The organism is Rhodococcus sp. 7Tela_A2, assembly GCF_049311045.1.
In the GTDB taxonomy this organism is placed as follows: domain Bacteria; phylum Actinomycetota; class Actinomycetes; order Mycobacteriales; family Mycobacteriaceae; genus Rhodococcus.
Genome location: NZ_JAXION010000008.1, coordinates 1 through 14,560 on the forward strand (window position 1 = coordinate 1; position 14,560 = coordinate 14,560).

The window sequence follows — 14,560 nt, forward strand, 5'->3', positions numbered from 1 at the left end:
CCGCTGTGCGGTCGGAGTACCCACCGCGGACGGGTGGCGGATGCTGCGCGGTGACGAGACCGGGGTGCTGCTCGGCGAGCGCATCCTGGGCTCGGCGCCGCCCGACCCGCTCGTCGCCACGACCATCGTGTCCTCGACGCTGCTCGGCAAGCTCGCCGCGGCGCGCGGCGCACGGTTCGCCCAGACCCTGACCGGCTTCAAGTGGCTCGCCCGCGCCGGGGACGGATTGGTCTACGCATACGAGGAGGCGATCGGTCACTGCGTCGACCCCGACGCGGTGCGCGACAAGGACGGCATCGCCACCGCCGTCGTGGTCGCGGACTTCGTTGCGGCTCTGAAAGCGTCGGGGCGCACGCTTCTCGATACCCTCGACGACCTGTACCGCGAGTTCGGTATCCACGTGGGCGACCAGGTCTCGCTGCGCGTCGACGATCTGAGCCGCATCGACGAGATCATGGCGCATCTGAGGTCGTCGCCACCGCGCACGCTCGCGGGCGAGGCGGTGACGGTCACCGACCTGGCTGCGGCCGACGGACCGCTGAACACCGACGCTCTCGTGTTCGAGGGCCCGACCGTGCGCGTGGTGGTGCGGCCGTCCGGCACCGAACCGAAGCTGAAGTTCTACCTCGAGGTCGTCACCGACATCGACCGCTCCACCGCGGAGACAACTCTCGGAGCCCTCCGCGAGTGGGCCTCCGCGCTCGGCGACTCGGTGCTCTGACCGACCGGCTCGGGATGCGACTTCCCCGGACTACCGGGGACCGTACTGGCGATCTCCGGCATCGCCGAGACCCGGCACGATGTACTTGTTGTCGTTGAGACCCTCGTCGACCGACGCGGTCACCAGGCGGACCGGATGACCGGACGCTGCCAGCGCATCGACCCCCTGCGGTGCCGCGACGACACACACCGCGGTGATGTCGGTGGCGCCGCGCGCCACGAGCAGGTCGAGGGTGTGCACCATCGAACCTCCCGTCGCGAGCATCGGATCGAGCACGAACACGGGCAACCCGGACAGGTTCTCGGGCAGCGACTCGAGATACGGCACCGGCTCGAAGGTTTTCTCGTCGCGGGCGAGACCCACGAATCCCACCCGAGCCTGAGGGATCAGGGCGTGGGCCTGGTCGACCATGCCGAGTCCGGCGCGCAGGACGGGGACGAGCAACGGCGGCTGTTGCAACCGCACGCCCTCGGTGACCGCCACCGGCGACTTGACCTCGAACTTCTCGACCGGCGCGTCGCGCACCGCCTCGTAGACGAGCATCTGGGTGAGCCGGCTCAACGCGTCTCGGAATGCAGCGTTGTCGCTGCGTTCGTCGCGAAGAATGGTGAGGAGAGAAGCAGCGAGCGGGTGGTCGACAACGAGCATGTCCATGCAGAAAAGGATAGAGCGCTCACGACACGTGCAGGTACGAGGGAACCGGACCCGTCCGCTATGCGTCGAACCCCGATGAGGAATGTCCACCTCGCGCCGCACTCGACGTGACGGTGGACACCGCAATCGACCACGGGGGGACGAGTGTCGGAAGAACTCGACAGGGACCGGCAATTCGGCGGCGGACCGCACGAAGGAACCGTGGTGGCGGTCCGCGCCGACACCGCGACGATCACGGCGTTCGGGCACCGGGCTGCCGCACTGGCCGAACGCATGCACAGTGCGGCAGCACACACCCGGGACGGTGACCCCGCCCTGCTCGGTCCGGTGCTCGGCCCCGTGGGTGCGACGTTCTTCGCCGCGCTCGTTGCGACGCACGACGCCCACGGACGCGACCTCGATCGCCTCGGCGGCGCCCTCGCCGGGATGAGTGCGGCAGCAACGGCGTCGGCGGCGGCATACGAGCGTTCGGTCGACGCGGTGGCGCGTCGACTGCTGGCCGTGCAGGACGACGCGTGATCGCGGCCGTCGGCGGCGACCTGCTGACAGCGCCCCTGAGGGAGTTGCTCGACGCCTTCGGTTCCGCTTCTGCCCCGGCACCGGATCCGGGCGCCCTCCTACGGGTAGGAGCACAACTCGCGGAGGAGGTTCATGCGGCCGGGCGGGACGCCGTCGCCGAGCTTGCGTGGGCGTGGGCAGGGCCCGCCGCGGAGAATGCCGTCGCCGGCGCCGAACGGGTGGTGTCCGATGTCCTGGTGGCCGCCGACCGTGGACTCGGCATCGCGGCCGTCGCGCTGGAGGCGACGGTCACCGTCGCGACCGGCACCGCCGAACTCCAACGGCTCGTCGACTCGTTCCTCGCGTTCGCGAATCGGGCGGCACCCGTGGCGGGTCTGCCGCACGGTCAGCTGATGCTGCTCACCGTCGCGGTCGAGCACATCGCCGAGGGTCTGCGGGTGCTCACCCGGGTCGTGTCGACCCTCGCGGATCTCACCGACCGGCTGACCGCGCTGCTCCCCGAGCACACCCCGGTGGACGCGCCGTCCGCGGCCGACCCCGCCGCGCACGCGATGGTGGGAAGCCGATCCGGGGACACCGGAACCGAGGTGGTCCTTCCCGACGGCAGCGTCAGCACCGCCCCCAATGCCGCCGCGGCGACGGCCGTCCGCCGCGCGCTCGAGCAGCAGGGCACGCCGTACCTGTGGGGCGGCACGTCGCCCGGCAGCGGACTGGACTGCAGCGGTTTGACGCAGTACGCCTACGCCGAAGCGGGCGTGGAGATCCCACGCTTGGCGCAGGAGCAGGACGTCGGGCAACGCGTCGATCCGGGATCGGTCCTGCCGGGCGACCTCGCGGTCTGGGACGGGCACGTCGCGATGGTGGTCGGCAACGGAATGATGGTGGAAGCAGGCGATCCCGTCGCGGTCACCCCGATCCGCACCGGCAACGGCGGCATGGCGTTCCAGGGGTTCTACCGGCCGACGACTGCGTGAGCGGTGTACGCCGGCCGACCGGAATCGTCCGGGCCGGGAACCACCCGGGCAGTCCCTGCGTCCAACCGGATATGGATCTCACGACTCCCGTTCCGCCGACCGCCCCGATCACCGCGATCGCCCACAATCGCGCGGGCACGATCTCGGTGCGGACCACCGACGACGGTCTCCCGGTCGAGCTGCGCATCGATCCCCGCGAACTTCGCTACGGCGCGGGTGCGCTCGCCGACGAGATCCTCGCCCTGAATCGCGTCGCCGCACAGGAAGCCGCGACTCTCCGTCACCGAGAACTGCACGAACAGGGCGTCCCACGCGAAGTGCTCGACCGGATGCGGCATTTTTCGTACGGCGACGCGCGGGCCGCCCACCGGTCGTGACCGAGCCGGAAGCCGCACGCCCGAATCCGACGAGAACAAGGGGGACCACCGATGAGTGAACAGCAGGTGACGGCGATCGTCGATCGCGTCCGCACGAAACTCGACGCTCTCGAGAGCACCCTGGAAGGGATACACGGCATCCGGGCGACCGCGCAGAGTCCGGACGGCCGGATCGCCGCGCGCGTCGACGGGACGGGCGCCCTCGCGGATCTTCGGCTGGAGGAAGCAGCATGCCGCATGGACGCGCGAGAGCTCGCGGCATCCATCCTCACGACAGTCCATGCGGCGGCCGAGGCAGCCGCCGCACAGCGGGTCGCACTCGTCGACGACCTTCGGGGTGCGCTTCGATGACGTGCTGCTTGCCACCCCGGCTATATTCTCGGCGACGACATGGCTAGGCTTCGCGCCATGGCTGGAGACATCGTCCCGATAGAGCTCGGTCTCACCGACGGCGACCTCGTGACCCTGTGGGCACCGCGCTGGCGTGAGGGCGACGACGAATGGGAGGCGTTTCTCGGCCACGGCGACGACCTGTACGGATTCCCGAGCGTGGCCGCGATGGTGGCGTTCGTCCGCTCCGGTGGCGACAACGATCTCGTGGAGCATCCCGCGTGGCCCGTGGTCGCCAAGCTCGCCGCTGTCGAGTTCGAACCCGACGACGCGCACTCGTACGACCTGATCGGCGTACCGGAACTCGCGGCCGCCGATCCCGACGCCGAGTCGATCTCCGAACTGCAGGACACGTTCGACATCGTCAGCATCCTTGGCGACGTGTGCGAACTCGATGTCGTCACCAAGTTCTTCGAGCGGACCGAAGTCGATACCCTGCTCCGCCACGGCGCGTCGGCCGTCGCGGGCCGCGAGGGACACGAGCTGTGGAACAGCATCGGCACCGCGATCGCCGAAGACTGGGACGCGGTGATCGACGCACTCGACGCCGTGGTGACCACGCCCGCGGTGGACGAGGCGGTCGTGGCCGAGATCGAGTCGGAACTGGTGGCCTCGGACGAGAACGAACTGGAAGCCGACGACACGGTCCAGGACGAGGTCGACAACGACGAGTACGAGTTCCTCGACGACGACGAAGACGACTTCTGGGCCTCCGTCGGCATCGACCCCATCAAGATCATCACGTCGGACGGTACGTGGTTCACCCTGCGTTGCTACCTCGACGACGACGCGGTGTTCCTCGGGCAGGAGGGACGGATCTTCGTCTTCCCGTCCGAGCGTGTTCTCGCGCGGTATCTCGCCGACAACCACGACCACGACATGTCCCAGCTCGAAACGTACGAGGAGATCCGGATCGCTGCGGTCGACGGGTCGCTCGAGGTCGCTGTCATCGACGACAACGTCTACGTGCTCACGGGCATCGCCGACGACATCGCCGAGGGCATCGCCGCCGTCGACCCGGAACAACTCGAGCTCGCCGTCGAGTTGTTCACCGACGCCGCCGGTTACGCGAACGACGACAGCACCGAAGCGGCCCTCGCGGCATCCACGGAGCTGGGATGGTTCGTCAACTACGTTCTCGAACCCGACCCGGGCCGCCTCGCTCCGAGCGCACCGTTCGACGCCGAAGCTCTCGCGTGGCGTGAACTCGAGCGCGAGTTCGAAGCACGGCTGAACAAGAACTGACGCGTTCGCACCGCTTCGGCCCGCTCAGCCGATCAGGACGGCGTAACCCGGTTTGATGACGTCGTCGATCAGGGCGAGCCGCTGATCGAACGGCAGGAACGCCGACTTCATCGCGTTGATCGTGAAACGCTCGAGGTCGGCCCAGCCGTACCCGAACGTGTCGGCGAGCTGCACCATCTCCTTGGTCATGGTGGTGTCGCTCATCAACCGATTGTCGGTGTTGACGGTGACGCGGAAACGCAACCGCGCGAGCAGGTCGAACGGATGTTCCGCGAGTGTCGGCACGGCCCCGGTCTGCACGTTGGAACTCGGGCACAGCTCGAGCGGGATGCGCTTGTCGCGGACGTAGCTCGCCAGCAGCCCGAGCCGTGGCTCGCCGTTCTCGCCCAGCACGATGTCGTCGAGGATGCGGACGCCGTGACCGAGCCGGTCGGCACCGCAGAAAGCTACGGCCTCGTGGATGGACGGCAGACCGAATGCCTCGCCCGCATGAATAGTGAAGTGCGCGTTGGCTGCTCGCGTGTATTCGAAGGCATCGAGGTGGCGGCTGGGCGGATTACCGGCCTCCGCGCCGGCGATGTCGAAACCCACCACTCCCCGGTCACGGAACCGGACCGCGAGTTCTGCGATCTCCCGGGATCGCGCGGCATGGCGCATCGCCGTGAGCAGACACCCGACGATGATGGGGCGCCCGGCGGCACGCGCCTCCGACTCGCCGGCGCGGAAGCCTTCGAGGACATGCTCGACCACCTCGTCGAGCGTCAGTCCGCGCTCGAGGTGCTGTTCGGGCGCGAACCTGACCTCGGCGTACACGACCCCGTCGTCCGCCAGGTCCATCACGCATTCCCGTGCCACGCGCTCGAGACCTTCCGGCGTCTGCATCACCGCAACGGTGTGTTCGAACGTCTCGAGGTACCGGACGAGGGTGCCGCTGTCGGCCGACTCCCGGAACCAGCGGGCCAGGTCTTCTTCGGTGTCGGCGGGAAGCGACCAGCCGCACGCGTCGGCGAGTTCGAGAACCGTCCCGGGGCGCAGCCCGCCGTCCAGGTGGTCGTGCAGGAGCACTTTCGGCGCGAGCTTCACCGACTCGGCCCTGCCGTCGAACATTCCGGGAACCACCGACTCGTCACTCATGTTTCGGGACGGTAGTCCGCTACGGCGTGATCCGCTCGACGATCAGCGGGCGCGGCGGCGGCGCCGTCTCGGAGACGCTGAGCCCGCCACGCAACGCACCCAGCGCGGCGGGAAACCGCCCGGGCGTGTCGGTGTGGAGCGTCGCGACGGGTTGTCCCTTGCGGACGGTGTCGCCGACGACGGCGTGCAGTTCGACTCCCGCGCCCGGCTGCACGGCCTGGCCCTGGTGTTCTCGCCCGGCGCCGAGCCGCCACGCCGCCTTCCCGACGGCGAGAGCGTCGAGTTCGGCGAGCACACCGTCTGCGTCGGCATACAGCGTCTCGGCGTGCGTCGCGGTCGGCAAGGGTGCGTCCGGATCGCCGCCTTGCGCCGCGATCATCGACCGCCACCGGTCCATCGCGCTGCCGTCGCGCAACCGCTCGGCCGGGTCCACATCGTCGATCCCTGCGGCTGCCAGCATCTCCCGAGCCAGGGCGAGGGTGAGTTCCACGACGTCGCCGGGCCCTCCCCCGGCGAGCACCTCGACCGCCTCGCGCACTTCGAGGGCGTTGCCCGCGGTACGTCCGAGCGGAGTGTCCATCCGGGTGATCAACGCGGTGGTCGGGAGATCGGCGTCGCTACCGAGCTCGACCATGATCCGTGCGAGTTCGCGTGCCTCGCCGAGTTCGGTCATGAAGGCACCGGTGCCGACCTTGACGTCGAGCACGAGGGCGCCGGCGCCTTCCGCGATCTTCTTGCTCATGATCGAACTGGCGATGAGCGGGATCGATTCGACCGTCCCGGTGACGTCGCGCAGCGCGTAGAGCTTGCGGTCGGCGGGAGCGAGGTCGGCGCCCGCGGCGCACACGACCGCTCCGACGGCGGGGTCGGTCAGTATCTCGGCCATCTCGACGGTGCTCAGATCGGCGCGCCACCCCGGAATCGCCTCGAGCTTGTCGAGGGTGCCGCCGGTGTGGCCGAGACCCCGGCCGGACAGCTGCGGAACGGCGACGCCGCACGCGGCGACAAGCGGAGCGAGCGGCAAGGTGATCTTGTCGCCGACCCCGCCGGTCGAATGCTTGTCGACGGTGCGCAGGCCGAGTCCGGTGAAGTCGAGCCGACGTCCGGAGTCGGTCATCGCGGTGGTCCACCGGGCGATCTCCGCGCGGGTCATCCCCCGGAACCAGATCGCCATCGCGAGCGCGGACATCTGCGCGTCCTCGACGATGCCGTGGGTGAACGCTTCGATCACCCAGTCGATCTCGGTGCCGGAAAGCTCGTGTCCGTCACGCTTGCGGTGGATGATGCCGATGATGTCAGGCATCGCGGCCTCGCTCGACCCGCACGGCCGCGAGTTGCTCGGGACCGAAGGCATCGGGAAGCAATTCGGACATGGTCCGCGGATGCGGAGCGGAGTCGACGACGAGACCGGGTCCGCCGTGTTCGAGGAGGAGTTGGCGACAGCGTCCGCAGGGCGTCAGAATTTCGCCTCGCGCGTCGCACACGGTCACGGCGAGAAGACGCCCGCCACCTTCGGAAAACAAGTTACCGACGAGTACAGTTTCGGCACAAAGTCCCAGCCCATGTGAGACATTTTCCACATTGCACCCGGTGACCATGCGACCATCGACCGTAAGGCCCGCCGCCCCGACGGGAAAGTTCGAATAGGGCGCATAGGCACGGGTCATAACGTCATGTGCTTTGGCGCGCAACATTTTCCAGTCGATGTCCGGCATGGTTGATCATCCTGTCACGGTGGTACAGGCAACGTTGCGGTACCCCCACCGGTCGCCGTCACAGTTGGAAAGGCATACCTAACTTGTTATTTGGGGGCCGTACGAATCGGGGATGAGATTAGTTCCCGGGTTTGCGTTGGGTTTAGAGTCGAACCAAGTCGGTTCCGGTTCGTCGAGCCCGTGCTGCGGTATTCCCCGACAGTAATGAACGGCTCGACGCGTCCACCATTGACGTTGGAGGCACAGCACTCGATGAGCAGCACGACTGAAGCCGCCCCCGCACAGGCGGGGCGCACACGGTCGCTTTACCGGGGGGACCCCGGCATGTGGTCCTGGGTTCTACACCGGATCACCGGCGTGGCGACCTTCTTCTTCCTATTCGTCCACGTCCTGGACACGGCACTCGTCCGGGTCAATCCCGAGACCTATGACAGCGTCATCGAGACCTACAAGAACCCCATCGTCGGTCTCATGGAACTCGGTCTCGTCGCGATGGTGCTCTACCACGCGCTGAACGGTCTGCGGGTCATGCTCATCGACTTCTGGTCCAAGGGCCCGAAGTACCAGCGAGTGATGCTCTGGACCATTCTCGCGATCTGGTTCGTGGTGATGATCCCCGCGGCCGGACGCATCTTCTACAACATGTTTGCGGGGCACTGACATGACCGAAGCAAAGACCCTGGGCACCTCGCACGACCGCCCCGCGAGCCTGGACAATCCGCGCTCGCCGCGTCGCGTCTCGAACAACAACTTCGAGCTCTACGCGTGGCTGTTCATGCGCCTCTCCGGCCTCGCCCTGATCATTCTGGTGCTCGGTCACCTGTTCATCATGCTGATGCTCGACGACGGCGTGCACCGCATCAACTTCGCGTTCGTCGCGGGTCGCTGGTCCAGCCCGTTCTGGCAGATCTGGGATCTGTCGATGCTCTGGCTTGCGCAGTTGCACGGCGGTAACGGCCTGCGCACCGTCATCGCGGACTACGCACGCAAGGACTCCACCCGTTTCTGGCTCAACACGATTCTGCTCGTGTCGATGATCCTGATCATGGGCCTGGGTACCTACGTGATCTTCACCTTCGACCCCAACATCACCGCGAGCTAGGGGAGCTAGAACTCCATGCAGGAACATCGTTACGACGTAGTCATCGTCGGCGCCGGCGGCGCCGGCATGCGCGCGGCCATCGAAGCCGGCCCCCGCGCCCGCACCGCGGTACTCACCAAGCTCTACCCGACGCGCAGCCACACCGGCGCAGCCCAGGGCGGCATGTGCGCAGCCCTCGCCAACGTCGAGGAAGACAACTGGGAATGGCACACCTTCGACACCGTCAAGGGCGGCGACTACCTCGCCGACCAGGACGCTGTCGAGATCATGGCGAAGGAAGCCATCGACGCGGTGCTCGACCTGGAAAAGATGGGTCTGCCCTTCAACCGCACCCCCGAAGGCAAGATCGACCAGCGCCGGTTCGGTGGCCACACGCGCGATCACGGCAAGGCTCCGGTTCGCCGCGCCTGCTACGCCGCCGACCGCACCGGCCACATGATCCTCCAGACGCTCTACCAGAACTGCGTCAAGCACGACGTCGAGTTCTTCAACGAGTTCTACGCGCTCGACATCGCCCTCACGGAGACCCCGGACGGCCCCGTCGCGACCGGTGTGATCGCGTACGAGATGTCCACCGGCGAGATCCACGTCTTCCACGCCAAGTCGATCGTGTTCGCCACGGGCGGCTCGGGCCGGATGTACAAGACGACGTCCAACGCGCACACCCTCACCGGTGACGGCATGGGCATCATCTTCCGCAAGGGCCTGCCGCTCGAGGACATGGAGTTCCACCAGTTCCATCCGACGGGTCTCGCGGGCCTGGGCATCCTCATCTCGGAGGCGGTCCGCGGCGAGGGCGGTATCCTCCGCAACGCCGACGGCGAGCGGTTCATGGAGCGCTACGCGCCCACCATCAAGGACCTCGCGCCCCGCGACATCGTCGCCCGGTCGATGGTGCTCGAGGTGCTCGAGGGTCGCGGTGCCGGACCGAACAAGGATTACGTCTACATCGACGTGACCCACCTCGGTGAGGACGTTCTCGAGGAGAAGCTCCCCGACATCACCGAGTTCGCGCGGACCTACCTCGGCGTCGACCCGGTCACCGAACTGGTCCCCGTGTACCCGACGTGCCACTACGTGATGGGCGGCATCCCCACCAACGTCGACGGCGAGGTTCTGCGCAACAGCACCGACGTCGTCAAGGGCCTCTACGCCGCCGGCGAATGCGCCTGCGTGTCCGTTCACGGCGCCAACCGTCTCGGCACCAACTCGCTCCTCGACATCAACGTGTTCGGCCGTCGCGCCGGTATCGCAGCTGCCGAGTACGCGAACAGCCACGAGTTCGCCGAGCTCCCCGAGGCCCCGACGAAGTACGTCGACGAGTGGCTCGACCGGATCCTGCACGCCGGCGGCAAGGAACGCGTCGTCGACATCCGCAGCGACCTGCAGCAGACGATGGACAACAACGCGTCGGTGTTCCGCACCGAGGAAACCCTCACGCGGGCGCTCGACGACATCCACGAGCTGAAGAAGCGCTACAAGGAAATCACCGTCCACGACAAGGGCAAGCGCTACAACAGCGACCTGCTCGAGGCGGTCGAACTCGGCTTCCTTCTGGAAATGGCCGAGGTCACCGTGGTGGGTGCTCTCAACCGCAAGGAGTCCCGCGGCGGTCACGCTCGCGAGGACTACCCGAACCGCGACGACGCCAATTACATGAAGCACACGATGGCGTACAAAGTAGGTGAGGACCTTATCTCCGATATCCGCCTGGACTACAAGCCAGTGGTCCAGACACGGTACGAGCCGATGGAGCGGAAGTACTGATGACAACTGTCGAAAGAATCAACGACACCGCCGCCGCGGATCTGCCTCCCGTTCCCGAGGGCGCCGTGATGGTCACGCTCAAGATCGCACGGTTCAACCCGGAGGACGACAAGGGCCAGCACTGGGATTCGTTCCAGGTGCCTGCGCTCCCCACGGACCGGATGCTCAACCTGCTGCTGTACGTGAAGGGCTACCTCGACGGCACCCTGACGTTCCGTCGTAGCTGCGCACACGGCGTCTGCGGCTCCGACGCGATGCGGATCAACGGCGTCAACCGCCTGGCGTGCAAGATCCTGATGAAGGACATGCTCCCCAAGGACGGCAAGCCGGTCACCATCACCGTCGAGCCCATCCGCGGCCTGCCGGTCGAGAAGGATCTGATCGTCGACATGGAACCCTTCTTCGACGCGTTCCGCGCCGTGAAGCCGTTCCTCATCACGACGGGCAACGAGCCGACCCGCGAGCGCATCCAGTCGCAGGCCGACCGTGCGCGGTTCGACGACACCACCAAGTGCATCCTCTGCGCCTGCTGCACCACGTCGTGCCCGGTGTACTGGAGCGACGGCAGCTACTTCGGTCCCGCTGCCATCGTCAACGCTCACCGCTTCATCTTCGACTCGCGTGACGAAGGTGCTGCCGAGCGTCTGGACATCCTCAACGACAAGGAAGGCGTGTGGCGTTGCCGCACCACCTTCAACTGCACCGACGCCTGCCCTCGTGGCATCCAGGTGACGAAGGCGATCCAGGAAGTCAAGCGCGCGCTGATGTTCGCTCGCTGACACGCACACACCGCGCAGCGCGGGTCCGGCCCCTCGGGGACGGGCCCGCGCTGTCGTCTGCCCATGTGTCACAGACGCGCCCGCACCCTCACGTGCGACGCACGCGCGTCTACGGGATCACTTGCGGCGCAGGCGCGCCGCCGCGAGAACACCACCGAGGACGCCGGCTCCGAAGATCGCCACACCGCGTCGCGCATCGAGCCCCTCGCGGACCTCGAGTCGCGGCGAGATGAATGCGGACTCGGGCGGGGGACGGTGTGCCAGCGCGAGATTCGCGCGCGACGATGCCGCGAGGGCCGTACAGAACAACACCAGCCGCGCGGTGAGGTTGGCGAACACGAGCAGACCGAGGATGGGGCCGAACGCGACGCCCGCCGGCCCGACCAGCACCCTCTCGAGATACAGCGAACCGGCCTGCTTGAGAATCTCGAATCCGATTCCGGCGAGGGTTCCGGCGAAGATCGCGCTGCGGAAGGCAACGGGTTCGCGCGGGAGCCGCGCGATCACCCAGGTGAACACGGCGGCGGTCGCGGCGATCGAGAAGAGCAGCGCCGCGATGCGCAGCGCCACTCCGATACCGACGATGTTCTGCAGGTTGAGCACCTCGACCACCCGGCGCATGATCGGGCCGCTGCTGACCGCGGACAAGCCCAGCGACACCACCATCGCCAGGGCCAGACCGAGAAGCGCCGCACCGTCCTTGAGCTTGACGATCACGAAGTTCGGTTTGTCCCGCGCGTAGTCCCACATCGCGGTCAGCGCGTCCCGGAGGTTCGCCATCCAGGCGAGACCGGCGTACACCGCGGTGAGCGAACCGATCACGCCCACCGTGCCGCGCGCGTTGATCGCCGAGTCGATCAGATTCTGGACTGTGTCGCCGAGTTCCCCCGGGATGTTCTGAGCGATGATGTCGCGAACGTCGTCGAGCAACTCGGGACGCCCGGCGAGCACGAAACCGACGAGAGAGAACCCGACCATGATGATCGGGACGATCGCGAGCACCGTGAAGTACGTCAGTCCGGCGGCGTAGTAGTCGCCCTTCTGGCTCTGATAACGGTCGGCTGCCCGCATCAGCCGGTCGAACGAAGGATGTGCGGCGCGCTGGCGCTCGAGAAAACTCGGCTTGTTGTCGCCGTCCGGCTCGCCGGCCATCAGGGCACTCCTTCATCTACTTTCGGGGCAAGAATCCCACCCTGTCATAGACCTGAGCCAGCGTGCGGGACGCAACCTCGCGCGCACGATCCGCGCCGTGATCGAGGATGCGGAGCAGTTCCGCCTCGTCGCTCAGGTACTCGTCCACGCGCGCGCGAATGGGAGTGACGAACTCGGTGAGCACCTCGGCGGTGTCGGCCTTGAGATCGCCGTAACCCTTGCCCTCGTAACCCGCGACGAGGTCGTCGATGCTCCGCCCGGACAGGGCCGATTGGATCGTGAGCAGGTTCGAGACACCCGGCTTGGTCTCCCGGTCGAACCGGATTTCGCGCTCGTTGTCGGTCACCGCCGAGCGGATCTTCTTCGCGGACACCTTCGGATCGTCGAGAAGATTGATCAGGCCGGCGTCGGTCGCGGCGGACTTGCTCATCTTCGAGGTCGGGTCCTGCAGGTCGTAGATCTTGGCGGTTTCCTTGACGATCATCGGCTCGGGTACGACGAAGGTCTTGCCGAAACGGGAGTTGAACCGCTGAGCGAGGTCGCGGGTGAGTTCGAGGTGCTGGCGCTGATCCTCGCCCACCGGAACGTGGCTGGCGCGGTAGAGCAGGATGTCGGCGGCCATCAGGATCGGGTACGTGAACAACCCGACGCCCGCGTGGTCGGTGCCCTGCTTGGCAGCCTTGTCCTTGAACTGCGTCATTCGCGAGGCTTCACCGAACCCGGTGATACAGCTCAGAACCCACGACAGTTCGGCGTGCTCGGGCACCTGGCTCTGCACGAACAGCACGGACTTCTCCGGGTCGATCCCGATGGCGAGCAACTGTGCGGCGGAGACCAGAACGCGCTTGCGGAGAAGCTTGGGTTCGTAGGGAACGGTGATCGCGTGCAGATCCGGGATGAAGTAGAACGCGTCGTTCTCGTCCTGCGCGGGAACCCACTGCGCCAGCGCACCGAGAAAGTTCCCGAGGTGGAACGAATCCGAGGTGGGCTGGATGCCGGACAGCACGCGGGGGCGTGCCTTCGGCTTCGTGGTGTTCGAATCTGCGGTGCTGGACATGTGCTCGATAATTTCACGAAACGGTTTCGGTGATGCCACCGAGGTCCGCCTGCGCTCCTGCGATGCGTCAGGGGTGCGTCAGCCGAGCGTCGAGGGTTCGTCGGAGAGCGTCAGGAGAAGGTCACCGTCACGGGTGCGTGATCCGACCAGCGGTCGGCGTATGTTGCGGCACGTTCCACTCGGGCATCGGTCACGCGCGCGGCCAGGGCCGCGGTCACGAGGTGATAGTCGATCCGCCACCCCGCGTCGGTGTCGAAGGCTTTACCACGGTACGACCACCACGAATACGGCCCGGGCACGTCGCCGTGCACGTCGCGGACCACATCCCGCCACCCGGCATCGAGCAACTCGGCCACCCAGGCTCGCTCGCCCGGAAGGAAGCCCGATTTCTTGACGTTGCCCTTCCAGTTCTTGATGTCGCGCTCCGTGGGGGCGATGTTCCAGTCCCCGCACACGACCATGTCCCTGCCCTGGGCCGTCACGGCCGCCGACCGCTCCGCCAGGTAGGCCCCGAAGCCCTTCATGAAGCGCTCCTTGTCGTCCTGCTTGGGCGTCTGCGCCTCCCCGGTGGGCAGGTAGAGGCTGCCCACGGTCACGGCACCGAAATCCGCTTCGATGTACCTGCCCGCCGCCGAGAACTCCTCGGCGTCGAACCCCACACGCACCGCGTCGGCCGGGATGCGGGAAAGAATCGCCACACCCGCACGTCCCTTGGCCGACGATTCGGCTCCGACACAGTGCCAGCCGGATTCCAGCGCGGGCGCGATCGCGGCGTGGAACTGCTGCTCGGTGGCGCGCACCTCCTGCAGGCACACGATGTCGGCTGCCGTCCCGGCCAACCAGTCCAGCAGGCCTTTGCCGGCGGCCGCGCGGACGCCGTTGACATTCACGGTGGTGATGATGAGCGACACGGCGGTCACCGTATCCGACATGTCGGACGAGTCCGACGCACGGCGTCCTCGTTCGTGGCTCCC

At 67.1% G+C, this 14,560-nt stretch carries 16 protein-coding genes and 1 pseudogene; 10 read left to right on the forward strand and 7 right to left on the reverse strand.

The annotated features are described in order from the left end of the window. Positions 1 to 721, forward strand: a pseudogene (locus TVH25_RS02780) (phospho-sugar mutase); the annotation flags it as partial. A gap of 30 nt (positions 722 to 751) precedes the next feature. Here TVH25_RS02780 and upp read toward each other — a convergent pair. Continuing rightward, positions 752 to 1,375, reverse strand: coding sequence for a uracil phosphoribosyltransferase (upp, locus tag TVH25_RS02785; RefSeq protein WP_169619867.1), 624 nt, complete (start codon positions 1,373 to 1,375; stop codon positions 752 to 754). Positions 1,376 to 1,519: 144 nt separating this feature from the next. On the opposite strand from upp, the gene TVH25_RS02790 reads away from it, so the two are divergent. The 5 genes from TVH25_RS02790 to TVH25_RS02810 all read left to right on the forward strand — a co-directional run bounded on the left by TVH25_RS02790 (position 1,520) and on the right by TVH25_RS02810 (position 4,880). Then, complete coding sequence (locus tag TVH25_RS02790; protein ID WP_422423309.1) at positions 1,520 to 1,894, forward strand: type VII secretion target; 375 nt, start codon at positions 1,520 to 1,522, stop codon at positions 1,892 to 1,894. Further along, on the forward strand, positions 1,891 to 2,868 hold the full coding sequence (locus TVH25_RS02795) for a C40 family peptidase (protein ID WP_296548987.1): 978 nt from the start codon (positions 1,891 to 1,893) through the stop codon (positions 2,866 to 2,868). Before TVH25_RS02790 ends, TVH25_RS02795 begins: the two co-directional genes overlap by 4 nt. A gap of 71 nt (positions 2,869 to 2,939) precedes the next feature. Then, positions 2,940 to 3,245 (forward strand): hypothetical protein, encoded by a 306-nt coding sequence (locus TVH25_RS02800; RefSeq protein ID WP_169619869.1) that lies wholly within the window; start codon positions 2,940 to 2,942, stop codon positions 3,243 to 3,245. A gap of 51 nt (positions 3,246 to 3,296) precedes the next feature. Further along, positions 3,297 to 3,596, forward strand: a complete 300-nt coding sequence (locus tag TVH25_RS02805; protein ID WP_169619870.1) for a YbaB/EbfC family nucleoid-associated protein — start codon at positions 3,297 to 3,299, stop codon at positions 3,594 to 3,596. 57 nt (positions 3,597 to 3,653) lie between these two features. Beyond that, on the forward strand, positions 3,654 to 4,880 hold the full coding sequence (locus TVH25_RS02810; RefSeq protein WP_169651657.1) for a primosomal protein: 1,227 nt from the start codon (positions 3,654 to 3,656) through the stop codon (positions 4,878 to 4,880). Between the two features lie 24 nt (positions 4,881 to 4,904). Here TVH25_RS02810 and TVH25_RS02815 read toward each other — a convergent pair whose 3' ends face one another. The 3 genes from TVH25_RS02815 to TVH25_RS02825 are packed head-to-tail and all read right to left on the reverse strand — an operon-like array spanning position 4,905 to position 7,729. After that, positions 4,905 to 5,987, reverse strand: a complete 1,083-nt coding sequence (locus TVH25_RS02815) for an adenosine deaminase (protein WP_422423337.1) — start codon at positions 5,985 to 5,987, stop codon at positions 4,905 to 4,907. 46 nt (positions 5,988 to 6,033) lie between these two features. Next, positions 6,034 to 7,317 (reverse strand): thymidine phosphorylase, encoded by a 1,284-nt coding sequence (locus TVH25_RS02820; protein ID WP_296548985.1) that lies wholly within the window; start codon positions 7,315 to 7,317, stop codon positions 6,034 to 6,036. After that, positions 7,310 to 7,729 (reverse strand): cytidine deaminase, encoded by a 420-nt coding sequence (locus tag TVH25_RS02825; RefSeq protein ID WP_296548984.1) that lies wholly within the window; start codon positions 7,727 to 7,729, stop codon positions 7,310 to 7,312. Before TVH25_RS02825 ends, TVH25_RS02820 begins: the two co-directional genes overlap by 8 nt. A gap of 252 nt (positions 7,730 to 7,981) precedes the next feature. On the opposite strand from TVH25_RS02825, the gene sdhC reads away from it, so the two are divergent. The 4 genes from sdhC to TVH25_RS02845 are packed head-to-tail and all read left to right on the forward strand — an operon-like array spanning position 7,982 to position 11,377. Next, positions 7,982 to 8,389 (forward strand): succinate dehydrogenase, cytochrome b556 subunit, encoded by a 408-nt coding sequence (gene sdhC, locus TVH25_RS02830; protein ID WP_169619874.1) that lies wholly within the window; start codon positions 7,982 to 7,984, stop codon positions 8,387 to 8,389. 1 nt (position 8,390) lies between these two features. Beyond that, positions 8,391 to 8,831 carry a succinate dehydrogenase hydrophobic membrane anchor subunit gene (locus TVH25_RS02835; RefSeq protein WP_169619875.1) on the forward strand — a complete coding sequence of 147 codons (441 nt, stop codon included), beginning with the start codon at positions 8,391 to 8,393 and terminating at the stop codon, positions 8,829 to 8,831. A gap of 15 nt (positions 8,832 to 8,846) precedes the next feature. Then, positions 8,847 to 10,598 carry a succinate dehydrogenase flavoprotein subunit gene (gene sdhA / locus TVH25_RS02840; RefSeq protein WP_296548981.1) on the forward strand — a complete coding sequence of 584 codons (1,752 nt, stop codon included), beginning with the start codon at positions 8,847 to 8,849 and terminating at the stop codon, positions 10,596 to 10,598. Beyond that, entirely contained in the window at positions 10,598 to 11,377 is a 780-nt protein-coding gene (locus TVH25_RS02845; protein ID WP_169619877.1) for a succinate dehydrogenase iron-sulfur subunit, read from the forward strand. The genes sdhA and TVH25_RS02845 overlap by 1 nt, the downstream gene beginning before the upstream one ends. Positions 11,378 to 11,494: 117 nt before the next feature. On the opposite strand, the gene yhjD is transcribed toward TVH25_RS02845, so the two are convergent. The 3 genes from yhjD to TVH25_RS02860 form a co-directional block, all read right to left on the reverse strand. Continuing rightward, positions 11,495 to 12,529: an inner membrane protein YhjD gene (yhjD, locus tag TVH25_RS02850; protein ID WP_169651655.1), complete on the reverse strand. Its 1,035-nt coding sequence runs from the start codon at positions 12,527 to 12,529 to the stop codon at positions 11,495 to 11,497. 16 nt (positions 12,530 to 12,545) lie between these two features. Beyond that, the gene (gene trpS, locus TVH25_RS02855) at positions 12,546 to 13,586 is read right to left on the reverse strand and encodes a tryptophan--tRNA ligase (RefSeq protein ID WP_296548979.1); all 1,041 of its coding nucleotides are present in this window, start codon (positions 13,584 to 13,586) and stop codon (positions 12,546 to 12,548) included. A 110-nt stretch (positions 13,587 to 13,696) separates the two neighbouring features. Then, positions 13,697 to 14,518 carry an exodeoxyribonuclease III gene (locus TVH25_RS02860; RefSeq protein WP_378527666.1) on the reverse strand — a complete coding sequence of 274 codons (822 nt, stop codon included), beginning with the start codon at positions 14,516 to 14,518 and terminating at the stop codon, positions 13,697 to 13,699. Positions 14,519 to 14,560 lie beyond the last annotated feature (42 nt).